Annotated in this window: 26 protein-coding genes and 1 pseudogene; 18 read left to right on the forward strand and 9 right to left on the reverse strand. The window is 49.5% G+C overall.

The genetic code is table 11. The annotated features are described in order from the left end of the window. Nucleotides 1-123: 123 nt before the first annotated feature. The 3 genes from KD147_RS13575 to KD147_RS13585 all read right to left on the reverse strand — a co-directional run bounded on the left by KD147_RS13575 (nucleotide 124) and on the right by KD147_RS13585 (nucleotide 2,901). A complete protein-coding gene (locus KD147_RS13575) occupies nucleotides 124-1,413 on the reverse strand; it encodes a replication endonuclease (protein WP_212548204.1) in 1,290 nt (429 codons plus the stop codon). Between the two features lie 286 nt (nucleotides 1,414-1,699). Next, nucleotides 1,700-1,945 (reverse strand): helix-turn-helix transcriptional regulator, encoded by a 246-nt coding sequence (locus KD147_RS13580; RefSeq protein ID WP_212548205.1) that lies wholly within the window; start codon nucleotides 1,943-1,945, stop codon nucleotides 1,700-1,702. An 83-nt stretch (nucleotides 1,946-2,028) separates the two neighbouring features. Further along, entirely contained in the window at nucleotides 2,029-2,901 is an 873-nt protein-coding gene (locus KD147_RS13585) for a hypothetical protein (RefSeq protein ID WP_212548206.1), read from the reverse strand. A 139-nt stretch (nucleotides 2,902-3,040) separates the two neighbouring features. Between KD147_RS13585 and KD147_RS13590 the strand changes: the two genes are divergently transcribed. Beyond that, on the forward strand, nucleotides 3,041-3,463 hold the full coding sequence (locus tag KD147_RS13590) for a hypothetical protein (RefSeq protein ID WP_212548207.1): 423 nt from the start codon (nucleotides 3,041-3,043) through the stop codon (nucleotides 3,461-3,463). Between the two features lie 146 nt (nucleotides 3,464-3,609). Then, on the forward strand, nucleotides 3,610-5,019 hold the full coding sequence (locus KD147_RS13595; RefSeq protein ID WP_212548208.1) for a DUF726 domain-containing protein: 1,410 nt from the start codon (nucleotides 3,610-3,612) through the stop codon (nucleotides 5,017-5,019). Nucleotides 5,020-5,069: 50 nt separating this feature from the next. On the opposite strand, the gene KD147_RS13600 is transcribed toward KD147_RS13595, so the two are convergent. From KD147_RS13600 to KD147_RS13610, 3 genes are all read right to left on the reverse strand, one after another. Beyond that, complete coding sequence (locus KD147_RS13600; RefSeq protein ID WP_212548209.1) at nucleotides 5,070-6,215, reverse strand: site-specific integrase; 1,146 nt, start codon at nucleotides 6,213-6,215, stop codon at nucleotides 5,070-5,072. A gap of 220 nt (nucleotides 6,216-6,435) precedes the next feature. Continuing rightward, entirely contained in the window at nucleotides 6,436-7,176 is a 741-nt protein-coding gene (locus KD147_RS13605; RefSeq protein ID WP_212548210.1) for a glutathione peroxidase, read from the reverse strand. Nucleotides 7,177-7,301: 125 nt separating this feature from the next. Continuing rightward, nucleotides 7,302-8,477 carry a flagellar assembly protein T N-terminal domain-containing protein gene (locus KD147_RS13610; RefSeq protein WP_212548211.1) on the reverse strand — a complete coding sequence of 392 codons (1,176 nt, stop codon included), beginning with the start codon at nucleotides 8,475-8,477 and terminating at the stop codon, nucleotides 7,302-7,304. A gap of 132 nt (nucleotides 8,478-8,609) precedes the next feature. On the opposite strand from KD147_RS13610, the gene KD147_RS13615 reads away from it, so the two are divergent. Then, nucleotides 8,610-9,068 (forward strand): LPP20 family lipoprotein, encoded by a 459-nt coding sequence (locus KD147_RS13615; protein ID WP_212548212.1) that lies wholly within the window; start codon nucleotides 8,610-8,612, stop codon nucleotides 9,066-9,068. 37 nt (nucleotides 9,069-9,105) lie between these two features. Here the strand turns inward: KD147_RS13615 and flgN are convergent, their stop codons facing one another. The 3 genes from flgN to flgA all read right to left on the reverse strand — a co-directional run bounded on the left by flgN (nucleotide 9,106) and on the right by flgA (nucleotide 10,633). Then, nucleotides 9,106-9,531 carry a flagellar export chaperone FlgN gene (gene flgN, locus KD147_RS13620; protein ID WP_212548213.1) on the reverse strand — a complete coding sequence of 142 codons (426 nt, stop codon included), beginning with the start codon at nucleotides 9,529-9,531 and terminating at the stop codon, nucleotides 9,106-9,108. Then, nucleotides 9,524-9,844, reverse strand: a complete 321-nt coding sequence (gene flgM, locus KD147_RS13625; RefSeq protein WP_212548214.1) for a flagellar biosynthesis anti-sigma factor FlgM — start codon at nucleotides 9,842-9,844, stop codon at nucleotides 9,524-9,526. The genes flgN and flgM overlap by 8 nt, the downstream gene beginning before the upstream one ends. A 72-nt stretch (nucleotides 9,845-9,916) precedes the next feature. After that, nucleotides 9,917-10,633: a flagellar basal body P-ring formation chaperone FlgA gene (gene flgA / locus KD147_RS13630; RefSeq protein WP_212548215.1), complete on the reverse strand. Its 717-nt coding sequence runs from the start codon at nucleotides 10,631-10,633 to the stop codon at nucleotides 9,917-9,919. A 175-nt stretch (nucleotides 10,634-10,808) separates the two neighbouring features. Here flgA and KD147_RS13635 point away from each other — a divergent pair, with 175 nt between their 5' ends. From KD147_RS13635 to KD147_RS17055, 15 genes and pseudogenes are all read left to right on the forward strand, one after another. After that, on the forward strand, nucleotides 10,809-11,741 hold the full coding sequence (locus KD147_RS13635) for a chemotaxis protein (RefSeq protein ID WP_212548216.1): 933 nt from the start codon (nucleotides 10,809-10,811) through the stop codon (nucleotides 11,739-11,741). A gap of 47 nt (nucleotides 11,742-11,788) precedes the next feature. Continuing rightward, nucleotides 11,789-12,631, forward strand: coding sequence for a CheR family methyltransferase (locus tag KD147_RS13640; RefSeq protein WP_212548317.1), 843 nt, complete (start codon nucleotides 11,789-11,791; stop codon nucleotides 12,629-12,631). Nucleotides 12,632-12,692: 61 nt separating this feature from the next. Beyond that, on the forward strand, nucleotides 12,693-13,103 hold the full coding sequence (gene flgB / locus KD147_RS13645; RefSeq protein ID WP_105254923.1) for a flagellar basal body rod protein FlgB: 411 nt from the start codon (nucleotides 12,693-12,695) through the stop codon (nucleotides 13,101-13,103). 2 nt (nucleotides 13,104-13,105) lie between these two features. Beyond that, on the forward strand, nucleotides 13,106-13,528 hold the full coding sequence (gene flgC, locus KD147_RS13650; protein WP_105254924.1) for a flagellar basal body rod protein FlgC: 423 nt from the start codon (nucleotides 13,106-13,108) through the stop codon (nucleotides 13,526-13,528). A 14-nt stretch (nucleotides 13,529-13,542) separates the two neighbouring features. Next, nucleotides 13,543-14,220, forward strand: coding sequence for a flagellar hook assembly protein FlgD (locus tag KD147_RS13655; protein ID WP_105254925.1), 678 nt, complete (start codon nucleotides 13,543-13,545; stop codon nucleotides 14,218-14,220). A 37-nt stretch (nucleotides 14,221-14,257) separates the two neighbouring features. Next, nucleotides 14,258-15,619, forward strand: coding sequence for a flagellar hook protein FlgE (gene flgE, locus KD147_RS13660; RefSeq protein WP_105190544.1), 1,362 nt, complete (start codon nucleotides 14,258-14,260; stop codon nucleotides 15,617-15,619). Between the two features lie 119 nt (nucleotides 15,620-15,738). Next, complete coding sequence (locus tag KD147_RS13665) at nucleotides 15,739-16,482, forward strand: flagellar basal body rod protein FlgF (protein WP_212548217.1); 744 nt, start codon at nucleotides 15,739-15,741, stop codon at nucleotides 16,480-16,482. A 21-nt stretch (nucleotides 16,483-16,503) separates the two neighbouring features. Then, nucleotides 16,504-17,292 (forward strand): flagellar basal-body rod protein FlgG, encoded by a 789-nt coding sequence (flgG, locus tag KD147_RS13670; RefSeq protein WP_105190542.1) that lies wholly within the window; start codon nucleotides 16,504-16,506, stop codon nucleotides 17,290-17,292. A 12-nt stretch (nucleotides 17,293-17,304) separates the two neighbouring features. Next, nucleotides 17,305-17,997 (forward strand): flagellar basal body L-ring protein FlgH, encoded by a 693-nt coding sequence (gene flgH / locus KD147_RS13675; RefSeq protein WP_212548318.1) that lies wholly within the window; start codon nucleotides 17,305-17,307, stop codon nucleotides 17,995-17,997. A gap of 11 nt (nucleotides 17,998-18,008) precedes the next feature. Further along, nucleotides 18,009-19,103: a flagellar basal body P-ring protein FlgI gene (locus KD147_RS13680; protein ID WP_212548218.1), complete on the forward strand. Its 1,095-nt coding sequence runs from the start codon at nucleotides 18,009-18,011 to the stop codon at nucleotides 19,101-19,103. Nucleotides 19,104-19,229: 126 nt separating this feature from the next. Next, a complete protein-coding gene (gene flgJ, locus KD147_RS13685) occupies nucleotides 19,230-20,219 on the forward strand; it encodes a flagellar assembly peptidoglycan hydrolase FlgJ (RefSeq protein ID WP_212548219.1) in 990 nt (329 codons plus the stop codon). Between the two features lie 3 nt (nucleotides 20,220-20,222). Beyond that, nucleotides 20,223-22,220, forward strand: a complete 1,998-nt coding sequence (flgK, locus tag KD147_RS13690) for a flagellar hook-associated protein FlgK (RefSeq protein WP_212548220.1) — start codon at nucleotides 20,223-20,225, stop codon at nucleotides 22,218-22,220. 5 nt (nucleotides 22,221-22,225) lie between these two features. Beyond that, nucleotides 22,226-23,446: a flagellar hook-associated protein FlgL gene (flgL, locus tag KD147_RS13695; protein ID WP_212548221.1), complete on the forward strand. Its 1,221-nt coding sequence runs from the start codon at nucleotides 22,226-22,228 to the stop codon at nucleotides 23,444-23,446. A 282-nt stretch (nucleotides 23,447-23,728) separates the two neighbouring features. Further along, nucleotides 23,729-24,139: pseudogene (locus KD147_RS17050) on the forward strand (flagellin N-terminal helical domain-containing protein); the annotation flags it as partial. 408 nt (nucleotides 24,140-24,547) lie between these two features. After that, the gene (locus KD147_RS17055) at nucleotides 24,548-25,150 is read left to right on the forward strand and encodes a flagellin (RefSeq protein WP_502710232.1); all 603 of its coding nucleotides are present in this window, start codon (nucleotides 24,548-24,550) and stop codon (nucleotides 25,148-25,150) included. Nucleotides 25,151-25,257: the final 107 nt, after the last annotated feature.

A 25,257-nucleotide genomic window follows, 5' to 3' on the forward strand; every position in this document is an offset into this window, starting at 1 on the left:
CGATCAACCACTTGTTTGACCGCTTCGATTTTGAATTCATCAGGGTAGCGTTTACCGCTCATAAGCACCTCTCTTTTTAGTTAGTTTATCTAACTGAAGGGTGTCTAGGAAATGAGTGGCGATTCAGTTCGGGTCGATCAGCTTAAAGTCACAACGGTTTTCGGCTGCACCTTGTTCGTCTCCATCTACTTCTAGCGCATAGTGGCGAATGACAGCTTGGAGAGCGGCGACTTTGTCGCTTTCAATGAAAAATAGCATGTGCCAGTGTGGCGTGCCGTCGTGTTGTGGTTCGGCAACTCTAAAGCCATAAGGAGCAATATTTTGACGCTTAAATTCAGCGCGGGCTTTTTGCCATTGATTGTTTAGGTAGTCATTGGCTTGGTTTGGCATTAAGCCTTGCCACTTTGGATTAGGCGCACCTGATTTGGAATAGGCTCGGTGATATTTAGAGGGGCAGGTTACGGTAATGAATAAGGCGTCATGACCTAGCTCTTTCGCTAGATTTTCAAAGCCTCTAGCACGACAAAGTAATTCGTCTTTACGTATTTTAGGGTTAGAGACGTTAAGGTCTGAAATTTCTTTAAGCGAATAGCGTTGGCCTTGTTCATTCAATATATGAGTAGAGCTAAGTAAGTGCTCATTGCGAGCATGCTGAGTCAAGCGATTACGCGTTGTAACATCACTGGCGTATATCTGTTTTTTGCTATTTACGAAGTTTAAGTGAATAGCTGCCTTTTCGTTGGCTTGGGTTACGAGTTTGCGGATTTTGCGTAGCCACCAACGTTTATCAGTATATCGCTTTAAAGCTCCACCTAGTTCAATGCCATTTCCGATTTGGATAGGTGAAAGCCCAAAATTATTCACATAGTTTGAGAGGTGCTCATAAAGCGCGACTTGCTTGATATAAGCGAGTTCACTAGCGAATTCGCTATCTTCAGAGCGAAAGTAAGCGGAATCTTCGCCCTTTGTTTCGCTGTTTACATTGCTGTGATAGCGAAAAGTGAGCGGAACGTTCCGCTCTGTTTCGCCTGCGTTTCGCTGTGCATTTCGCCTCTGAGCGTAGATGTAATCTACCTTTTCGGGATTAATGGCAAGGCTGCGGCAATAATTTGCACACTCTTTTGCCTGTGTGTTTATTTCATCGTCAGAGCAAAACAACAAGGGGCGCAGCTTTTCAGGTAGTAAATCTGACAGCGCCTTTGATGTTCTGAGAATATATATGTTTCTGTCGTATCTAGTTGGCTGATTAAAAGCATGGAACAAAATAGCGCTTTTAATTTGCTTAGGAAATGGCGAGAGGTTTTTGATTAGATGGGGCTTGTCGACTCTATCGACTTGATCAAGATAGGGCGCAAGGATTTGATCTTGTTCAGTAATCGCTTGCGCTATTTTTTTCTCTTTAAAGGTAGCCATCGGAATTTACGCGCTCAATTGTTCTACCAATTCTTTTCCCAACCTGGTTAACACGAACTGCTCATGCTTCAGACCAAATGGGTAAATGAATTCCCCAACTACCAGTGACTCGGTCACAAGTTTGTTTAAGGTACGAATATCAAATTTGAAAGGAGTGCCTAACTCATCTGTATATGTCTTTAGGCCGTTCACTTGGTTTAGTGAATAGCCATGCTGTCGACATATCTCTAGGTGACTAGTTGGGCGAGATAACCATATTAATAGACGCTTTTGCTCTTTGGATAACTTAGGCATGGTCAGTCCCCTGAGGGTCTTGGCCTAAGTGCTCTAAGCGACTAAAGCTATTTAACCAATTATCTAAATCATCTTTGAGGTAGCGAACCGCTCGACCTATTTTGATGAAGGGTGGGGCGGGAGTGCGATTTACTCGGTTGCCTTCCATGCGCGATTGACGCAAGAAAGAGCGACTCATTCCGATATACTCGGCAGTTTCTATTTCTGATAGTGCACGTTTGTTTTCGGTTGTTGGCATGATCGCCTCCATGTACGTTTAAGTTCATGGAGGAATCTAAAGGGATGGTTAACTCCTAGGAGTCCTTCGAGGAGTTATGACCTTTAATTTATTTTTAATTTTTTAATTAGGTTATAAAAACTCTTCTTTTTCATTTGCTGTGGTTCTGCATGAGAGTCGAACCAATACAGTGTCTCTTCACCCACTTCATCAATGATCTCATCCGTATCAAATTCACGAGGCTCATTGTTTATGTCATCCCTCAATTTATCCCAGAGTTGGCTAGGTTTACTGTTGGGGAACTGAATAAGCATATTTGAAAACAATAAATCTATCGGGCGCATTTTTGCCGTATTGAGTTGCTTTGAGGATTTGAATAGATAGTTTTTTGCTTTCTCTAACTCTTCGGCGGTAATGCACAAGTCATCAAATACGAACGCAGAATGAGAGCGAAATAGCTCGTCTTTAATGGGATTTCTAGGGTCGAACTTTTCAGGCAATTTAGAGATAGACTCTTCATTTTTACCTGTTGCTTCATAGATGTTTTTAACGAACTTTTTGAGCCTGCTCTTACGCTGCTGTGGCATAAAGCTAAATGGTATTTGCTCAAAAGGTATCTCATTAAAGGGGGCATCTAACCACTCTTGGATAATCGGATTAGGTACACCCACAGTAAAAGGGTAATCAGGTGTGTAGTTAGTGACTTTTTCCTTTTGCAGAAGCACCGACTTAGCTAGGCTTACTTCTTTGCTCTCGAACAGCTTTGTCTGTTGCTCTTTGTTTAGTGAAATTAAGCCTGAATATGAAGCGCAACCAAAACCCACAAATTTATCTTTTCTATATCCACCCAAAATCACATCAGACGTTTTACAGAATACACAAAATGAAACGTCGGTTTCTGCATTAAGGTAATAGGCATCATCGATAGATATCCCGAATGCTTTATCTAACTCGGATAGTCTGTAGTAACTCTTCAAAATAACGTCCTTATTTTAATAAAGATTTAGTTCAATCTATCACTTCACTATAAAAAATTGTATCTTTAACAAAAGGGAATATAACAGCGGGTTTGTCTAAAAACCGCAATAATTACAAATAGTAAAAGAAGGAATTTACATGAAGCTTCTGCCTCTTGTGGCCATAATCTCTAGTCTAATTCTTACCGGCTGCGCCACTCAACCACCGAGCTCTGATGAAATTAGGCAAGCATCGATAAAGCGCCTGTATGACAAAAATCTTTCCAGAAAGGAAGGACACAGAAACATTCCAGTAACTATTACTAGAGACGCTGGCCTTAAGGGGATGTTAGAAACCGTTTTTCTAAAAGTAGATGGGGAATATGTCGTTTGGCTAAACACTAGAGAACAAATAACAATCTACTTATCTGAAGGCGCATACGTATTCGAATTAGTAAATGGCTTTTGCCCAGAATTACCGTCTTGCGTTAGTGCATCTGATATCACCATCAAGAGTGGATTCGAAAATAACTTTCGAATTAAAGCTGATGAAGACTTTATTTTAGTTCGCTCAAAAACTTAGTTATTGGCCATTGTAGGGCAAATAGATTTGAGTGTTCGGATCAGCTAAGACTGCATCGTAAGTTACTACATTGCCTTTACGATACTGAGCTTGGCCCTCTATGTGTGTCGTGCGATATATTTATTCTTAATTTTAGTGAGTATGTTATGTCTAGTGTTGAAGGTTATTGCTCTTGGTGCTTCGAGAGAACGGAGCATAAATTAGTTAAAAAAAGCCACTTATCACGTAATATTTACCAGTGTAATTGTTGTAGAAACAATACCCTAATATGTCGTTATTGCTCTGAATTGGCTCGTGGAACACCAAATTCAAGTGTGCTTGAAGGGGTTGAAGTTGGTGGTTTAGGGAAGCTAGCACAGACTTGGAATAATGAGTTGTGTGCAGAGCACGACGGTACGATTGCAAGCTTCTCTAAATTAGGCTTGAAAATCAAGGACATTACAGAGTACGAGAATATATTTGAGCGAGATAAGAGGAATCTTGCAAAAGTAGGGAAATATGCGGGTTTAGGAGTGGCGGGAGTTGTTAGCGTTGCCGGTGTAGCAGCTACTGCGGGAAGCGGAGCTGCTCCTGTTGCCGCTGCGATGGGTAAGCTAGGTTTGTTGGGAACAGCTTCGACAGGAACTGCTATTTCATCTTTATCTGGTGCAGCGTTGACTAGCGCTTCTTTGGCAGCAGTGGGTGGAAGTGTGGCTGCAGGTACAGCCATTATATCAGCGACCGGTTTAGCGCTTGGTGGAGTTATGGGCGGGGTGATAGCTAATAAATACCATGGAGAGGATAAGAGTTTTGCTATTCGCAAATTGAGAGATCGAGACACTGAAGTTAAAACTATTTTCATCAATGGTTTTACTCAAGAAAAAGAAACAGACTTTCATGACTGGCAGATATCACAACTATCGTATGACTCTCAACATGTCATGTATGGTGTCAATTGGGCATCAAAAACAAACACCAAGTTAGGCATAGCTTTTTCTAAAGGAGTAGGAACTAGTGCGGCAAAAAAAATACTAATCAGTATTGCTGAAGCTGGTTCGCGAAGTGGGGCTAAAAAGTTAAACCCGTTAGGTTGGCTAGCGCTTCTATCTGATTTAGCTGCGAACCCTTGGCATAACTCTATGCTCAGAGCTGCTCAAACGGGGGTTCAGGTGGCTGATGCTATATCTAGAACCGAAGGCCAGAAGTTTAACCTTGTTGGGCACTCCTTGGGTTGCCGTGTAATCTATTATGCTCTAGAGGCTCTTTCCTCAAAGGTAGATAAATATATAAATGATGTTATTTTGCTTGGCGGTGCTGTTGGCAGAAGTGATGTTGATGGTTGGACCAAAGCGTTAAGCGCTGTAGATGGTAAGCTGTATAATTGTCATAGCGAACAAGACCAAGTGCTTTCGCACGTTTACCGAATTGCAAACGCTGGTTTAAGTTCACCTATCGGTATATTGCCCATCGAACTCGAACATGAAAAGCTTACAAACATCAATTGTGATGACTTAGTCGAATCGCATATGACCTGGAAAAAGCATTACGAAAAAATATTGCAGAGAATATACGGGTAACTCTCAACTTTTCAATAAGCAGTATCAGAACTGGTCGAAACTAATTCAAATTAGCCGATTAAATTAACCGCAGCTGCTTTATGTTCAGGCGCTAAGTGTGCATATCTTAGCGTCATATTTAAGTCACTATGTCCTAATAGCTCTCGCACAGTATTTAAATCTACAGATGCCATTACTAGCATACTAGCAAAGTGGTGGCGTAGATCGTGGAATCTGAAGTTAGTGATAGCCGCTGCGTCCAGCAACCTCGCCCAGTCATATCTGAAATCTTTTATTTGTAATTGGTTTTCGCCTTTAAAGACATAGCCATTGTCACCAGATAAATCTTTCCACTTTATTAATGTATTGAATGCTTCAGTATTTAATGGGATATGGCGCGAACTACCCGATTTAGCATTTTGAAAGTCAACAGTGAGCACTTTGTTTGTCAGGTTAATGTCTTCCCATTTCAGAGATAGAAGCTCTCCCTTACGCATACCTGTATTTCTGGCTAGTAACACCAAGGTTTTTAGATAATCGATACCTAAGTCATCTAACGCGGCTCTTAGACGAAGCTCTTCGTCCTTAGAGAGGTAACGCACTTTTGAGTTATCAACCGTCAGAGCTTTCACTTTTTGTAGGTCGTGGCTTTCAATTAAGCCCCATTCAACCGCTCGACTGAGGCAGCCTTTGATTAAGTTTATCTGGCGGTTAGCCGTTGCTGGTTTGATAGCATCATCTAATCGTTTGTTTCGCCATTTTTCCACTTCCCAAGCAGTAATGTCTTTTAGTTGATAATCCATAAACACCTGAAAAGATGCTTCGAATGCTTTGATAGTCTTTTGTACTGTTTTTGGGTTACGAGATTTAAGCCAAGGATAGTATTTTTCCTCTAAGAACCTTTGCAGTGTAGAAAGTTTTGCCTGTTGTGTATTGAATCGTTCTTTTTTCTTTACAGCTTGAACATCGATGCCCTTAGTTACTTCAGCCATTTTATCCTTGGCTAAGTCTCTTGCTTGAACAGGGGAGATTTGACCGTTAACTCCTAGCTTATAGTTTACTTGCTTGCCATGGAGTCGGTAGAAAAGGTAGTAGGTGATTGAGCCTTTTGGGGTGATGCGAGCGTGAAAGCCTGCAATCTCAGTGTCATTAAGACGCTTGTCTTCAGGCTTTAGTCCCTTAACACTTGTGGCTGTGATTTTAGCTTTGATTGGCATTGCAAGCTTGTTCCTTGTAGCTTATTTGTAGCAGTCTCATTGTGCTACAAAGAACAAAGAAGAACAATGGCATATAATCACCTTGTTTTATATGTAATTAAAATCAATTGGTTATATTTTGTTTTTGTGCTTTGTTGTACATGGAGGTATTTGGAGTGTGCTGCTTTCTACACACTCCTAAGGGGTAGTTGCAGGTTCGATTCCTGCAGGGGCCGCCATCTTATTGGGCCGCGAAGTAAGCGGCCAAATCGTCACTGCCACCTATATGTTCGCCACCAATAAATACCTGAGGCACGGTTTCACGACCTGTGATGGCCTTTAAGCTGGTGAGCGACACACTGTTACCCAGGATGATTTCTTCAAACGCCAGGCCCTTTTCGGTCAGCAGGTTTTTCGCTTTCGTGCAAAACGGGCAACCGGGTTTGCTAAACAGGCTGACCGGCTGAGGCTTCACCTGCTGAGGGTTGATGTACTCCAGCATGGTATCGGCATCGGATACCTCAAACGGGTCGCCGGGCAGGTCCGGCTCGATAAACATTTTCTCGATCACCCCATCTTTAACCAGCATGGAATAACGCCAGCTGCGCTTGCCGAAACCCAACTCGTTTTTATCCACCAACAGGCCCATGCCATCGGTAAACTCGCCATTGCCATCGGGTAGCAGGGTGATGTTGCCCGCTTCCTGGTGTTGCGCCCAGGCGTTCATAACAAAGGTATCATTCACCGAAACACAGACTATGTCATCGACGCCGTTTTGCTTAAATACCGATGCCAGTTCGTTGTAACGTGGCAAGTGGGTGGATGAGCAGGTGGGCGTAAAGGCACCGGGCAGGGCAAAGACGATCACTGTTTTACCGGCAAAAATATCCGCGCTGGTGCGTTTTTGCCACTGTTCATTGTCACGAATGGCAAAGGTGACATCCGGTACGCGTAGACCTGTGCTGTTTTTAAATTGGCTCATTAGTTTTAATCCTTATCTAAACAATGAGCCCAGTATGCCAAGATGAATTAAATCATTAAAACGATTTAATTTGATTAAACCAATCGCTTTTTTGAATGTTTAGTCCAGATCCACTAAGTGTTTCATTAAGGATTCACCAGCACCAGATCATTGAGCTGGATATTCTGCAGTGGCCTTTTTGAAACATTGCTGGCCACGGCGCTGTGTTGATAGAGCTGGGTGATTTCGACCCGGTACAAGGTAGTGATCTGGCGCGGCAACCGCTTACCCGCATAGGTGACTGTTTGGCTGTTATGGGCCAGGGTGAGCTCTTGCCCTAGGGTCAGGCCGTTGTCTTTACCAAGATTGATAATGACCTGCTGGTCTTCGATATGCTTAATTTGACCTTTGCTTGGCTGGCATTGCAGCGCCTGATTAAGGTCATACATTACCTGCTGGCTAAGGGCACTGACGCTGCGGCCATACTGACTTTGCCAAAAGATGCCACTATGCACATCGACCAAAGCGGTTTTATCAAAATCCCAGGGGCCCTGAGTGTGATAGGCCTGTTGCCAGACCTTTTCAAAGCTCAGGGCATCAAACAGTATAAATTCCACGTTAAAAAAGCGCGCAAAGCTGTCATCGGCCCAAAAGGCATAGTCGCTGTTGAGCTGTTGTCCTAACGACACATCGGTAATATGCGAGAGCAGCACAAACTGGCTGTTGCTGGCATTACCCACATAATCGATAAGCTGCTCATCATAATCGTACTGCTGTGAAAAGAAGGGCGCCACATCAAGTGCTTCTTTAAAATAGGGAGTCGGACGCACATTCAATTCGGCCTGGCTCATCAGCGCAAAGAGCTGCTTGCTAAAGGCCTGGGGAATGTCAAATATTTGACCATCGCGGGCTTGTTGCGGGTTGGCAAATCCGGCCCGGGTTAGGGCAAAATGATTCCGTAAACCGCTTTGCTGGCACTGCTGGATTTCGGCATCTGCTTGTATATCAAGCTGCAGGGTCACACTCAACAAACCATCTTGTTGTTGCTCTTCAAGCACAAGGATCTGCTGCACTTGGCCTTGGCTCTGTATCCTGATGCTATCTTGCGTCAATACGCCCTGGCTCAGGGTTTGCACACTCGACAGCGACACCCCTGAGTATTGCAAGGCCTGGGTAATGGCATCATTTATGGCTTGCTGGCGCGCATCGGCGCTGCTTTGTCCGGTCAGGGGCGCGACCCCTGTGGTTTGTAGCCATTGTGCCGCCACACAGTGGCTGTAGGCAGAAAGTAACAGGGTGCAAAGTAGAGCTGGGTATCGCATAAAAATCAGTCGTAGGATCTCACTTGCCTTAAGACCAGCAAAGAACATACCAGGTTAATCTTGCCCACGCTTTTCTGGCATTTTTTGTGCATACTATGGCAATCACATTAAGTAGTGGAAGTGGAGAGCAAGATGCTGCGTCAAATGGGCATAATTCTAGGGTTGGTGATCGGAGCCGCAGGCTGTAGCTCTATGTATGATAAGCACGTTGAGTATGCCATTGAGCAACCGGATAACTATCCTGTGTTAAAGGCGGTGGGGTACGCACCCATAGCACCGCAACCGGGTGAAAGCGCCGAGCAAAAGTCCCTGATGGCGATGAAGGCATCTAAGATAGAGGCCTATCGCGAGCTGGCTGAGCAGGTATACGGCCAACAATTAAGTGGGCACACCGAACTGGCACAAGCGATTGCCAGCAACGACCGGCTAGAGGCCAAGGTGCAAGGGGTGATCCGCGGTGCCAAGGTAATGAGCAGCTATGTGGTTGGCGACAGTTATGCCACCGAGCTGGAGCTGGATATGAAGCGTGTTTACGATCTTTACATAAGCGAGACCAAGCCACGTAAGATAAAAAAGGTGAGCTATTACTGAGGCACTGGTGAGCTTTTAGCAAGCCGTTAGCCAGCCGTTAGGCCTTTAGGTTACGCACCAGTTTATTGTCGCTGCGGTCAATGGCACCGTCGGCGGCATAGGTAATGGAGCTCGGCGCGCCGATCAGGATATCTTTTAGTTGTTTAACGCTCAGTTGTGCCTGGTGGGCGGCATGGGCATTAATCTGGTTTTGCTGTTGGCACTGGGCAAGTAATTCCCGAGCGCTGTCGATCAATTGCTGGTCTTGCTCATCGCGTTCGCTTTGACGGGCCAGGAGTTGGGCAATATGTTGATCTTGTTTTTGAATCTGGGTCAGGGCCTGGGCCTTGGCCGGGGTAATGCTTTTTAACTCGGTGCCGCTGCGACCGGCAATGGCGGTGAGCTCGTCATTGAGCAAAACCAACAGCTCATTGAGGCTGTTGTGCTGTTGTTTCAGAGCCAGGGTAAGTGCCGAATCAGCCATACACATCAAACTCGAATGCGGCGATATTTTTCGCCAGCTTTTCGCTGTCGATCTGGTAATTACCGGCGGCAATGGCTTTTTTTAGTTCGGCAACTTTTTGTTCATCGAATCCCGAAGAACGTTCTGCCTTTTCTTGCAATGAGCGCATTTGTCGTGCCTGTGGAGTGAGACTCACAGAATCGCTCGCGGCTTTGACATCGGCCTTAGTGGCAGCGCCAGAGGCCTGAGATTGCGCCGATTTTTGCTGCTCGATTTTTTGTTGCGGGCTATTATACACCGCGCCTTGCTGGCTCTTATTTACTTGATTAACCATGTCTTCGTACCTGAGCTAAACTGACCTTTGGATATTTTATCGGCCACTTACGCCATTACTTTAGCATATAATTTAGATATTCACTGCAACGGTTTCAACCGCGGTAACCTGGGCACTGAGCAAGCGTCCCGATTTACGGTTACGAACTCGGATGTTCTCCCCCAAGCCTCCATCCTCTAGCGCCTCGCCCGAGGTTTTAATAGTTAAGCCATTGATTTTGGCAACAATAGTCACGCTATCACCCTTGCATACCATGCACAACTGATTGAGGTTGATGGGCAGGCCTTGGCGTATCGTGCGTTTGCTGCGACTGCCTATTACTAAATCCGGGGCTTCCACGTAACGGGCGCGGACAAAATGTTGTGGCCTTAACTCGGTGCTGATATCCGTAGCGGCAATAATCTGACCACGGGCAATATGGCTGTTGGCGACCACTATGGGTGAGAGCTTATCGATGCGCACATGCACGTATTGAGTCCACAGGGCCGGCTCTGGGCATTTGAGTTGCACCGTCACCTGGCGGTTAAAAGGGGGCTCGCTGGCGGTGGACAGCTCCGGCTCTTGAGCGCAGTGGCGCGAACCGATGCGTGCATCCAGGTCGATGGCCTTTACCTGCAGCTCCTGCTGCGGTTTTATCTGGGCTAAGGCGATAATATGTTGCTCAGCCAAGGCTTGTAAGCGCTCGCGGCTGTAGTCCTTGTTTTGGTTTGCTTGCGCCTCGGAAAAAGGGCTTAGAAATAGAGCGTTCAGCAGCCAGAAGCCATGAATAAAGATTATTTTTTTGAACATACTGAGGGCCTTTCGACTATGCTTATTGCACAAAACAGGGTATAACTACCAGGCGTCAAATAGCAGACGCGCAAACGTAATTATGCTGACTTGGTTAGCTCAAAGCAAAAAGCGTTCCTATCTGGCGCATACTGGCGCAAATCTGTAGTTTTAAGTCAATGCTAGGAGGGCCCCGATGGCTGGCATTTTAGATTCTGTCAATCAACGCACCCAGCTGGTGGGTCAAAATCGCCTTGAACTCTTGCTGTTTAAACTTAAGGGGCGTCAGCGCTTTGGCATCAATGTGTTTAAGGTGCGCGAAGTTTTGCAGTGTCCCGCGCTCACCAAAATGCCCAAGAGTAATCCCTATATTCGTGGCGTTGCCCATATTCGCGGGCAAACCATTTCCGTCATTGACCTGTCGATGGCCGTGGGCGGCCCGGCGATCACCGATACCCAGGATTGTTTTGTCATTATCGCCGAGTACAACCGCACGGTGCAGGGCTTTTTGGTCGGTGGCGTCGAGCGCATCGTCAACATGAATTGGGAAAACATCATGCCGCCCCCCTCGGGAGCCGGTCGATATTCCTATTTGACCGCCGTCACCGAGATAGACAAGGAACTCGTTGAGATCCTCGATGTAGAGAAGATCCTTGCCGAGATAAGTCCGGTTAATACTGAAGTCAGCCAGGGCATTGCCGACGACGGCGAAATGCAGCGGGATATTGGCGAGCGCATCGTCTTTATCGCCGACGACTCGGCGGTGGCACGTAATCAGGTAAAAAGGGCACTGGAGCCGCTTGGGGTGCAAACCGAGCTGGCCAAAAATGGCAAAGAAGCGCTGATGCGCCTTAAGGAAATTGCCGAGCTTGATTGCCAAAAGACCATTACCGAACGGGTGGCACTGTTGATCTCCGATGTGGAAATGCCGGAGATGGACGGCTATACCTTAACCGCCGAAGTGAAAGCGGACCCCAAACTAGCGCCCATGCATGTGATCTTGCATACCTCCTTAAGTGGGGTGTTCAACCACGCCATGATTGAGAAGGTCGGCGCCGATGACTTTATCGCTAAATTTAATCCGGACGAGTTAGCGAGTGCGGTAAAAAAATGGGTGCACAACGACTAAGGTTCGTGTTGCCCATCCTGGTTAATCACCACTAAGTGAGTCATAGATTGGAAAATAAGCACTTACAGCTTAACGAATATAATCAGTTTCGTGCCTTTTTAGAGCAGCAATGCGGCATAGTGCTCGGCGACAGCAAACAGTATCTGGTTAAAAGCCGATTGGCTCCCTTGATGGCACGCTTTGGTGTCGATACCCTGTCGCAGCTGGTGCACAAAACCTTGAGTCCCCATGAGCGGCAACTTCGTGCCGCCGTGGTGGATGCCATGACCACCAACGAAACCTTGTGGTTTCGCGATCAATATCCGTTCGAATTACTGAAGAACCGGCTGTTACCCGAGTTTAAAGGCCTGGCGCGACCATTAAAGATCTGGTCGGCGGCCAGCTCTTCCGGCCAGGAACCTTACTCCATCGCCATGACCTTGGCCGAATATCAGCAAAGCCGCCCCGGTGCGCTGAATCCCAATGTGCAAATCGTCGGCACCGATATTTCCAACAGCATGCTGGAGATGTGTAAAAAGGGTGAGTATGACGCTCTGGCTTTAGCCCGAGGCCTTAGCGCCGAGCGTCGTCGTAAGTTCTTTATCGATGGCGATAACGGCATGGCCCGGGTCAACGACCATATCAAGCGCATGGTCAGCTTTCGCCATCTTAATCTGCTCGACTCCTATGCCTTATTGGGCAAGTTCGACATTATCTTTTGCCGCAATGTGCTGATTTACTTCGCCCCCGAAGTGAAGGCCAAAATTATTGCCCAGTTTGCCCAGGCCCTGAACCCCGGCGGCTACCTTCTGCTCGGCGCCAGCGAGTCCATGACTGGGCTCAGTAACGATTTCATTATGCTGCGTTGCAATCCCGGTATCATCTACCAAAAAACACATAAAAACATATAGTTAAAATCTATGGTATAAGAATTGCTGTAGCCCTTTCCACAGTCAAAAATTTGGAGAGGCTATGGCTATTAGCTTTGATAAAGCGTTTGGGGTTCATCCCCAGGCGATGCTTATACGTTCGCAACGCGCCGAGCTCCTGGCGTCGAATATTGCCAATGCAGATACCCCGGGATACAAGGCCAAAGACATCGATTTTGCCACCGCCCTAAAAGCGGCAAAAAGTGGGCAGCTAAGCGGCAATCGACTCACCACCACGCACCCGGATCACCTGCATGCAGGCACGCAAATGAACGCTGGGTTTGCTAAATTTCGTGTTCCAAATCAAACAGATACAGGTGATGGTAACTCTGTTGATGTACAGGTGGAACGGAACTTGTATACACAGAATGCCATAGAGTATCAGGCCAGCCTAAGTTTTATGACCGGCAAGATTTTAGGTCTTAAGAAAGCGCTAGGCGGTCAAGGAGCATAACCATGAGTTTATTTAATGTTTTTGATGTTGCCGGCTCGGCGATGAGTGCACAGAATGTGCGTCTCAACACCACCGCCAGTAACCTTGCAAATGCCAACTCGGTGAGCTCCTCTGTGGAACAAACCTACCGTGCTCGCCAGCCCGTGTTTGCTGCCCAATTGCAGCAAGCCCTGGGTAAAGAGCATGGTGAGTCTGTAGGCGTGAAGGTATTGGGTGTGGTGCAAAGCGATAAGCCATTGCAGGTCGAGTACAACCCCAATCACCCCATGGCGGATGCCAAAGGCTATATCTACAAACCCAATGTTAATGTGGTGGAAGAGATGGCCAATATGATTTCTGCCTCGCGCTCCTATCAGACCAATGTGCAAATCGCCGATTCAGCCAAGCAAATGCTCACCAAAACATTGCAGCTTGGTCGCGGGTAAAGTGAGGATAGAGCATGAGCAATAATGTGCAATCAACCTCGGGATTAGGGTCGTTATATTGGAACGATAACCAGCCCAAGACAGAGGAAAAAAATGATGAGTTAACGCAAGAAGATTTTTTCAGCTTGCTGACTCAGCAATTGTCTTATCAGGACCCGAGTAAACCGGCGGATAACGACCAGATGATTGCGCAGATGACCAACTTCACCATGGCCGAGGGGATCTCCAAGCTTAACGAGAACTTTGCTTCCTTGGCGGCCTCCATGACTTCTAACTCCGCCTTACAGGCTTCCACCCTGGTTGGCAAGAAGGCGCTGTTGGAGTCGGACACCATAGAGCTTAACAGCGGTGAAGTAAGTAAGGGTACGGTATTGGCACCGGATACGGTGGATAACCTGACCCTGACCATAAAAGATAGCAGCGGACAAATTATCGATACCGTGGATTTAGGTGCGCAAAGTGCCGGTGCTATTCGTTTTGAGTGGGACGGCCTGGACGCAGATGGTCAGCCATTCCCGCCGGGCGAGTATCAAATTGTCGCCGAGGGCAGCATCAATGGCGAATTTAACGCCTTGCCCCTGGCAACCTTTAAGAATATTGAGAGCGTCAATATTAATGGCGCAAATGGAATTATCGTCAATACCAAAGAGGGCGCGGTGCGACTATCTGAGGTAGCGGAAATTTCTGTGTAACAGCTGCGCCGTTAGGCACTAATCGAAGAGGTGAAACATGAGTTTCAATATCGCATTAACCGGGCTTGCTGCAGCCCAGAAAGACTTGGACGTTACCGCGAACAACATTGCCAACGTCAATACCACGGGCTTTAAAGAGTCACGTGCCGAATTTGCCGATGTGTATGCGGCTTCGGTATTCAGTGCCGGCAAAACCAAAAGCGGCGACGGTGTGCAAACCACCATGGTGGCACAACAATTCCACCAGGGCTCACTTAAATTTACCAACAATGCTCTGGATTTGGCGATCACAGGCGACGGCTACTTTGCCATGACCGACAGCCTGGCATCGCAAGACATGACCTACACCCGCGCCGGTGCCTTTAAGCTCAACGACGATAACTTTATGGTCGATGCCAAGGGTAACTTCTTGCAAAGCTTCCCGGTCGACCCCAGCTCAGGTGATACCTCATCGGTGAGCCTAAGCACCGCCAACCCGATCCAGATCCCCGATGCATCCGGTTCGCCGCGCGCCACACAAAACGTGTATTCATCCTTTAACCTGGATGCCACCGCCGATGCCCCGGGCCTAGTATTTGAGCCGACCGACCGTGCCACCTATAACTCGTCGACCTCGACCACTGTGTATGACTCGCTGGGTGAGCCGCATATTCTGCAGTATTTCTTCGTTAAAAAAGACCCGGCTACGGCGCCTAACGAGTGGGAAGTGTATGCGACTATGGATGGCAAGGTCATCGATCCGGGCACGGGCGCCGAGCAACCAGCTTCGCCGTTTACGCCTTTGGTTGAGTTTGGCTTTGATTCCAGTGGCTTACCGGCGACCACCAATGGCAACCCGAATGTGACCCCGAGCACCTTTGATGAGGTTACGCTGCCGGCAGGACCGGGCACCGGCTTGTCGACTCTGTTAGACAATGGCGCCACCTTCCCGGACTCGGGTGTGGAGCTGAACTGGCGCGATGAGGGTAATACCGCCAACAAGGTACCGACTCAGTATGCCAGCCGCTTTGAAGTGAAAGCCCTGGAGCAAGACGGCTCGACCGTAGGTCGTCTTGCGGGCATCGATATTGGCACCGACGGTAAGGTTGTGGCGTCGTACAGTAATGGCGATTCCACCTTCCTGGGCCAGGTCGCCATGGTGCGCTTCCCGAACTCACAAGGTTTGCAGCAAGTGGGTAACACCGGCTGGAAAGAAAGTATTGAATCCGGTGAGCCGATTGCCGGTGAGCCGGGCACGGGCACCCTGGGCACCATTAACTCCTCGGCGCTCGAGCAGTCAAACACCAACCTGACCAACGAGCTGGTGGACCTGATCACCGCACAGCGTAACTTCCAGGCCAACTCGCGGGCGTTGGAAGTGAACTCAACATTGCAGCAGAATATCCTGCAGATCCGCTAAGGGTAGTTGAGATTATTAAGGCCACGTTTACGTGGCCTTTTTTGTGTCCTTATTTTGTCGTCATTGTTGGTATTAATCTTGCTTTTCCTACCCTAGTTAAGAATTGTGGGAGCAAGCCAATGGATAAAATGCTGTATATAGCAACTTCCGGCGCCAAACAAAGCCTGTTGGGGATGGCGGTTAAGAGTAATAACCTGGCCAATGCCAATACCACGGGGTTTAAAGCCGATATTGCTCAGGCGCGGTCGATGCAGGCCTTTGGTGAAGGGTTGCCGACCCGGGTCTTCGCCTTGCAGGAGCGTGCCGGAACCAACACCAGTGCCGGCGGTATTTCCGCTACCGGACGCGATCTCGATATCGCCATGAGCGAGCAGGGCTGGTTGACTGTGCTCGATGATGCCGGTAGCGAGGCCTACACCAAGGCCGGCTCGCTGAGCGTTACTCAAGAAGGCCTGCTGGTGGACCGTGAAGGTCGCCAGGTGGTGGGCGAGGGCGGCCCGATTATTCTGCCTCTACCCATAGAAAAAGTCAGCTTTAGTAAGGATGGCACCATACAGGTTCGCCCCCAGGGCGCGCCGGCCAACTTTCTAGAGGAAGTGGACAGGCTGAAAATAGTGCAGGCCAGCGGTCGCCAGGTCGAAAAAGGCAATGATGGCCTGTTTCGTGCCCGCGAAGGTCAAAACATTGACGTTTCCGCCGAGGTTTCCATTATCCCCGGAGCGTTGGAAACATCCAACGTCAATCCGGTCCATGAAATGGTGGACATGATCAGCCATCAACGCCAATTCGAATTACAAGTCAAGCTAATAAAAACCGCCGAAGAAAATGATCAGCGCGCCGAATCATTGCTGCGCATCGTTTAGCCTTAGCGAGGAGTTAATAATATGAACCCAGCATTGTGGATCAGTAAAACCGGGCTTGATGCCCAACAAACCGATATTTCGGTGATTTCCAACAACCTCGCCAACGCGAGTACGGTGGGCTACAAAAAGAGCCGCGCCATTTTTGAAGACCTGCTCTATCAGAATATTAATCAACCGGGCGGGCGTTCGTCCCAGGACACGGAAATGCCTTCGGGCCTGATGCTTGGCGCCGGTGCCAAGGTGGTAGCAAACCAAAAGAACTTTTCTCAGGGTAATATGCTGAGCACCGAAAACTCCATGGACTGGATGATCCAGGGCCAGGGTTTTTTCGAGGTATTACTGCCCGATGGCAATATTGCCTACAGCCGTAACGGCCAATTCACCACGGATGAAGACGGCCGTATCGTCACCAGTGGTGCCGGCTTCCCGGTGCAACCGGAAATGAATGTGCCCGACGATGCTCAATCACTGACCATCTCGCAAGACGGTGAGGTCTCGGTGCGCATTGCCGGTCAGGCGGATAACGTGGTGATTGGCCAGCTGGTGATCAGTGACTTTATCAACCCATCTGGTTTGGAACCCATGGGTCAAAACCTCTATACCGAAACCGCCGTCAGTGGCGCGCCGGTGCAGGGTAACCCGGGTGTCGATGGCCTTGGCATCATAGTTCAAGGGGCACTGGAAACCTCTAACGTGAATGTCACCGAGGAGCTGGTGAACCTGATTGAAACCCAGCGCGTGTATGAGATGAACTCCAAGGTGATTTCGTCCGTGGACCAGATGTTGAGCTACATTAACCAGCAACTCTAAGGCAGCATTATGATGACTAGGTCTTTATGGTTGGCGGCCGGTGTGTCGGCTACCCTGGCATTAAGCGGTTGCGAAACGACGCAAAATGCCACCGTGGTAGCGGATGATCCCTATTACGCCCCCATGTATCCGCAGCAGGCGCCGCAAAACATCAACAATAATGGGGGCTTGTTTAACCCTGTGTTGGCCAATGATCTGTATGCGGATCAAAAGGCATTGCGTACCGGTGACATCATTACCGTGGTGCTGCGCGAGTCGACCCAGGCGTCAAAAACGGCGAAAACCGAAACCGATAAGGAAACCGAAGTGGGTCTGGACCCGGTTATTGGTCTTGGTGGCAACCCGGTGAATATCGGCGGCGACAGCATAGAGCTGGGAGTAAAATCCAACGCAGCCTTTACCGGCGATGCCAAGTCGAATCAATCGAACAGCTTAGCCGGCAATATCTCGGTTAACGTGATGCGGGTGTTGCCCAACGGCAATCTGGTGATCCGCGGTGAAAAATGGCTCACCTTAAACACCGGTCAGGAGTTTATTCGCCTAGAGGGCATAGTGCGCCCGACCGATGTCAGCGCCCAAAATACGGTGGAAAGCAGCCGCATTGCCAATGCCCGCATTCAGTATTCGGGTAAGGGTGACATGCAGGAAGCGCAAAGTGCCGGTTGGCTGTCGCGCTTCTTTATGGGCTCGTTATTTCCGTTTTAAGGAGTATCAATATGCAATGGTTTAGCGTCATCATCGCCACACTCGTAACTTTGGCAAGCCTGCCGGCTCAGGCCGAGCGCATCAAGGATGTGGCCATGGTCGAGGGCGTACGAAGCAACCAATTGGTGGGTTATGGTCTGGTGGTGGGTCTTCCCGGCACCGGTGAGAAAAACCGCTATACCCAGCAAAGTTTTAAGGCCATGCTCAATAGTTTCGGCATTACTTTGCCGGCCAATTTGCAGCCCAAGATTAAAAACGTTGCCGCCGTTGCCGTGCATGCGGATATGCCGGCCTTTATGAAGCCGGGGCAAACCATGGATGTAACCGTGTCTTCCATCGGTAGCGCTAAAAGCCTGCGTGGCGGTACCCTGTTGCAAACCTTCTTAAAGGGTATCGACGGGAATGTGTATGCCCTGGCGCAGGGCAGCCTGGTCGTCGGTGGTCTCGGCGCCGAGGGCCTAGATGGCAGCCAGGTGGTGATCAATACCCCAACGGTGGGACGCATTGCCAATGGCGCCACGGTCGAGCGAGCTATTCCCAGCCCCTTTACCCAAGGCGACTATATTACCTTTAACCTCAATCGCCCGGATTTCACCACCGCAAAACGCCTGTCCGATACCATTAATAATTTGCTCGGCGGCGATACCGCCACGGCCATGGATGCCGCCTCGGTGCGGGTGTTAGCGCCGCGGGACATGGCGCAACGAGTCGCCTATTTATCGACCTTGGAAAACCTCGAGTTTGAGCCCGCCGACAATGCCGCGAAAATCATAGTCAATTCGCGCACCGGCACCATAGTGATAGGCAAAAACGTCAAATTGCAGCCGGCGGCCATTACCCATGGTGGTCTTACCGTGACCATCGCCGAGAATGCCCAGGTGTCGCAGCCTAATGCCCTGGCTGGCGGTCAGACCGTGGTGACCAATCAAAGCATTATTGATGTTCAGCAAGACGACTCGCGCGCCTTTGTATTCGACCCTGGCGTGAGCCTGGATGACCTGGTACGGGCCATTAATGAGGTAGGCGCCGCCCCAGGTGATTTGATGGCAATTCTAGAGGCGCTTAAAGAAGCCGGCGCCATTAATGGTCAGTTGGTGGTGATTTAAGCCCAGGTAATTGATCTTCTGATAAAAAGGCCCGCCGTGATTGCGGGCTTTTTTATTGGCTATTGGTATGCAAATTGCATTGTTAGCAGCATTAATTGCTCACATGGTTTTAATCTCGTCAGCACAATGGATGCCAACCAACTACAACAACAAAGTGTATTTGACCTAACCAGCCTGGACAGGTTGCGTCAGGATGCCCTCAAGCAGCCCAAGGGCAGCGAGGGTGAGCGCGCGGCACTGAAGCAGGCGGCACAGCAGTTTGAGTCAATCTTTACGCAAATGCTGCTTAAAAGCATGCGTCAGGCAAATGCCGCTTTTGAGGATGAAAACAGCCCTTTTAACGCCAGCAGTGTCAAATATTTTCAGGACATGCACGACCAGCAGTTATCCAGCGAGCTGTCGAAAAACGGTTCCTTAGGCTTGGCGGATATCATAGTGCAGCAGCTCTCGTCAGAGCAGGGCAAATATGTTCCGGCCGAGGTGTTGCGTATGCCGCAGGTGGCAGGTGCTCGCTCGGTTAAAGGCGCAGACACTCAGGTGCAGGCTGCGTCCGTCAACCCTCAGGTTGAGGCCGCGGTAAAGGCTGATACCACAGCTGAAGCTACGACCGAGACGCCAAGCTTCCAAGGGGCACAGGACTTTATCGAGGGCGTGTGGCAATTTGCCCGTCAGGCGGCGGCAAAAATTGGCGTACATCCCGGGGTGATGGTAGCGCAGGCGGCTTTGGAAACCGGATGGGGTAAGCACATCATTCAATCCGCCAGCGGCGAGAGCTCTAATAACCTCTTTAACATTAAGGCCCACCGTGACTGGCAAGGGGCCAGCATCTCTAAAACCACGGTGGAGTACGAGCAAGGCGTCGCGGTGAAGCGCAATGAGCCGTTTCGCATGTATGGCTCCTTGCAACAAAGCTTTGACGACTTTGTTTCGTTTTTACAAAGCAATCCCAGATATCAACAGGCGCTGGCGGTGGCCGATAAGCCCGCCGCCTTTATCGATGCCATCAGTGCGGCCGGTTATGCCACCGATCCCAACTATGCCACTAAAGTGAAGCGCGTTCTTGCTCAACCCGAATTAAAGGCCCTGGTAGGCTCGCTACCAGGCATTGGAGACTAAGGTATGTCTTTTAACTTACTTAATATTGCCGGCTCTGGCATCCGTGCCAGCACCGAGCTGCTCAATACCGCCAGTAAGAATATAGCGAATGTGAATACCGCCGGTTATGTGCGTGAGCGCACCGAGCACGGCGGCACCATAGACAATCAAATTGGCCGCGGTGAAACCTATCGCCTGCTTAATGAGTTTGCCCAGCAGCAGCTTAATCGCGATACCTCAAACCGGGCTTTTTTCGAGCGTTTTACCGCCGATGCCGGCCGCGTGGACACCATGTTTTCCGAGGAATCGACCAGCTTATCGACGCAAATTAATAATGTTTTTAATAACTTGCAAGAGGCGTTGAACCAGCCGGCGAACAGCACCACCCGGTCCTTGTTCTTCAGTAATGCCCAGGGCTTTGTTGATCAGCTCCATACCCTGTCGGGGGCGCTCAACGAGCAACAGCAGGCGGTCAATGAGCAGCTGTACGGTTTAAGCGAAGAAGCCAATGGCTTGATTGAAAAAATTAGCGAGCTTAACAGCAAGATCACCGCCGTGCATGGCAGTGATACCCAGGCAAGTGCCAGCAACCTGTATAACGAGCGTGATCTGGCGATCAAGGAACTCTCGGCCCTGGTGAATATCGAAACCACAGATGGGCCCCATGGCGAGAAGCTGGTATTTATGAGCACGGGTGAGTCCCTGGTGATGGAAAACGGCACCTTTAATATGTTTTCTTTGCAAGGGGACCCAGATCCCAGCAAGATGGAGCTCAAGCTCGATGTGCAAGACGGCAAAGCCATCGCCATCGATATCGACCCTAATACCTTGAAGGGTGAAATTGGCGGGGTGCTGGCCTATCGTGATGAGATCCTTATTCCGGCGCAAACCCAGCTTGGGCAAATGGCCTTGTCCTTTACCGATGCCTTTAACCAGCAAAACGCCCTGGGCATGGCGGGTAATGGTGAGCTTGGGGGCGATCTCTTCACCTTGCCAAGCGTTGCCGGTCTGGCCCATGGCAACAGCAATGCCGAACTCAGTGCTACCTTAGCGCCGGGGCAGGGCACCAATATTCCCGCCAGTGATTTTCGCCTTGAGTTTACCGGTCCCGGTGCCAACGATGTTCTGGTGCAACCCATAGACGCGTCCGGCAATGCCATAGGCACCGCATCGGCGGCCACCATAGCCGCCAATGGCGATGTGGACTTTGGTGGCAATGACTCTTTCGGCCTGCAAATTAATGTCAGTACCCTGGGCGCAATTGGCGATAAGGTAGATATCAAGCTCAATAGTGCCGCCGCCAGCCAGCTGACCCTGGCCACCGACCAGGGAGAAGACCTGGCTCTGGCCTCGCCCATACGCACCGAAACGAATATTAACAATAACTCCGAGGCGAGCATTAGCGCCGGCTCGGTAACCAGTATTGGCACCGGCTTCCTACCCGGACCGCCACCGAGTCTGGCCAATGGTGAGTTGACCCTGACCAAGGTGGCAGAGCCGGATCAATACACCCTGTCCGACAGTGCCAATTCGGTGACCTTCACCTTGAGCGATCCAAAAGACGGTATTCTCGCCCAGGCCGGCGCGCCTTTTGATGCCTATGGCTTTGATTTTGATATTAAAGGCACGCCCGAGGTAGGAGACAGCTTTAGCGTCGAATTTAACGAGCAGGGCTTTGATGATAACCGTAATGGCCAGGCCCTGGCGGATTTGCAAAACCAGAATCTGGTGCGTCAAAGCGTGAATGCCCAAAACGATGGCAGCAATGGCAAAACCTTTAACCAGGCCTATGCCGGGACGGTGAGTGATATCGGCATGGTGACGGCGCAGGCACAAACCAGCTTTGGCGCCTTCAGCGCCTTGGAAGCTCAGTCTAATGCCTGGTACGAGTCGCTGTCCGGGGTCAACCTCGATGAAGAAGCCGCCAATTTGTTGCGTTTTCAACAAAGCTACTCGGCGTCGGCCCGTATTCTGCAGACCGCCCAAACCGTTTTTGACACCCTGCTTAGCTCTGCGAGGTAACTGCTATGCGTTTATCAAATAATATGTTTTATCAAAACAGCCTGAACCAGTTACTGAGTAAGCAATCGGATGTGTTGCAGGCGCAAAACCAGGTGGCCACCGGCGAGAAATACAGCAGCGCGTCTCAGGCGCCCAGCGATTATGCTCAAGCCATGTTGCTGGGCGACAAAATACAGATCAATGAGCAGCATGAGAAAAACATCAATATGCTCAGCAGCCGCTTAAACACGCAGGAAAGCGTGCTGCAAAATATCAATACCACGATTCAGTATGCCGAGGAGCTGGCGGTGCGTGCAGGTAACGGCGCCCTAAATGAGCAGGATAAAAAAGCCCTGGCCAGCGAGCTGAAAGAGCTGCAAAAAACCTTATACGAGCTGATGAACACGCAAACGGAAGACGGCAAATTCCTGTTTTCCGGCTATCAGGATGCCAGTCAGGCCTACAAATTCGACAGCGTGGCTGGCGAATTTGTGTATCAGGGCGATCAGGGCCAGCACCAGATCACCATAGCCAATAACGTTAAAATCAATTCCAGCGACAATGGCTTTACCACCTTTGAAAAGGTCGCGGCACGATTGAATATCGCCGATACGGATTTAGGCACAGGCATCGCGGTTATTGCCGATCAGGGGACCTTTGATGCCTTTCATCAGGCCAATTATGATGACGTTACTGCGGCCAACAACAGCTTTACCATCAATGTGCTGCCACCGGCACCGGGCACGACCAGCGAGCAATATGAAATAGTCGACAGCACAGGCACCGTATTGCAAAGCGGCGACTACAGCGGTGAACCCATCGACTTCAATGGTCTCAATATTCGTCTCAATGAGGGGGAAACCACGGCCAGCGTGACTTTGGAAGCACCGCAAAAGCAAAATGTTTTAAACACCCTGGGTGATTTGATCAATACCCTCGAAGATGGCTCGCTGACCAATGAGCAATACCACCATAATCTCGCCGATGCCAATGTCGGTTTGCGCAACGCGTCGGAAAAAGTGGTCTATACCCAGGCTACCTTGGGCGCACGCATGACCGCCCTGGAGCGAGTACAAGACAGCAACAGCGCCCGCGAGATCAACAATCAGGCGGCGCGCTCTAACCTGGTGGAAGTTGATATGGCCGCGGCCATCAGCGAATTGACGCAACATGAAACCGCCTTGCAAGCCTCTCAGGCCACCTTTGGCCGCCTGGCTAAGCTATCACTGTTTGATTATATCGGTTAACGACCTGTCGGCTTATGCCGCAGGTGATGATTTCAAAAGGACCCCCTGGGTCCTTTTTTATTATCGTCGGTCAGACTATTGCCACCCGGCAAAACAAGCGGCAAGAAGCTGACAATCGGCGCTGGTTGCTGACTATCTAATTTTTAAAATAAATATTATGTGTATGATTAATAAGAGAAAAATAATTCTGGCACGGTGTGTGTATAGAGTTTAAAGAAATAATATCCCAAGTGGTTCGCCTTACTTGTAAGAACCACGGTAAACCTCTTAGGAGATGGTAAAATGGCTTTAAGTGTAAATACGAACGTTGCGTCGCTCAACGGCCAGCGTAACCTATCAAAATCCGGTCAAGCGCTGGAAACCTCGATGCAACGCCTGTCGTCGGGCCTACGTATTAACAGCGCCAAAGACGATGCCGCCGGTCTGCAAATCGCCAACCGCTTGACATCGCAGATCAACGGCTTGACAGTGGCCCAGCGTAACGCCAACGATGGTATTTCCATGGCCCAAACCGCCGAAGGAGCGATGCAGGAATCGGCCAATATTTTGCAGCGTATGCGAGACCTGTCTTTGCAGTCGGCGAACGGTTCAAACAGCGCCGATGACCGCAAGGCCCTGCAAAAAGAAGTAGCGGCACTGCAACAAGAATTAACCCGTATCGCCGAAACCACCAAGTTCGGTACCACCAGTCTGTTGGATGGCTCGTTTGGGACTAAACAGTTTCAGGTGGGTGCCAACGCCAATGAAACCATTAATGTTAGCCTGGGTAATACCTCGGCCGATGCCATCGGTATCCATGAAATTACCGGCGCCGGTACCGTTTTAGGCACCGAGACTGCGACAAGTGACCTTGCTACCCTGTTGGGCACCACAACTAATGACACCTTGAATATTAACGGCACCGATATCGTAGTTACCAGCGGTGAAGGTGCGGCGGATATCGCCGAAACCATTAACCAGGCGGGCATAGGTGTTAACGCAGAAGCCGTATTGGAAACAACCATCAGTGGTATTTCCGGTGCGACGGCTGTGCTGACGATTGGCCCGGATACCTATGACCTGGCCACCTATGGCGGCGATATGGAACGCCTGGCGGAAGACATGCTGGCCGACGGTTATGATGCTATTTTCGATGCCGACGGTAACGGCGGTAATGGCGAAATTACCCTTAAGGCGACCGGTGTCAATGGGATTAGCTCGACCGATACCAAAGCCGGTGTGGCATTTAATTTAGGCGGTGTGACGGCTCCATCTAACGGCTCTGCGGCCGTGGCTTCAACTTTGGAGCTGGGCTCGGCGGATAAAATCGGTATTTCAGGTAACACGGCCAATGAATTGTTTGGCTCTGGCGTTATTGCCGCAGGCGGTACTTCGGCACTGACCTCGGTAGAGAGCATAGATATCAGCGGCTCGACCTCTGCAGGTGCCCAAGATGCGATCAAGACCATAGACGCGGCCCTGGCGCAAATCGACTCGCAGCGTGCCAGCCTGGGTGCGGTGCAAAACCGTTTTGGCCACACCATCTCTAACCTGGCCAATGTATCGGAAAACGTTTCTGCCTCGCGTAGTCGTATTCAGGATACCGACTTTGCCGTAGAAACGGCGAACCTGACTAAAAACCAGATCCTGCAACAGGCCGGTACCTCGATTCTGTCGCAGGCGAACCAGTTGCCGCAGGCGGCAATCAGTCTCTTGGGCGGCTAATTTTTTCCCATCCCTTGGTATTAAAACCGCGGTTATCCGCGGTTTTTTGCGTTTATCTATATGAAAAATATGAATTTAATTATTTTTCAAAAAAATTGTTAAAGTTA

The sequence above is a fragment of the Pseudoalteromonas sp. BDTF-M6 genome, from assembly GCF_018334135.1.
In the GTDB taxonomy this organism is placed as follows: domain Bacteria; phylum Pseudomonadota; class Gammaproteobacteria; order Enterobacterales; family Alteromonadaceae; genus Pseudoalteromonas.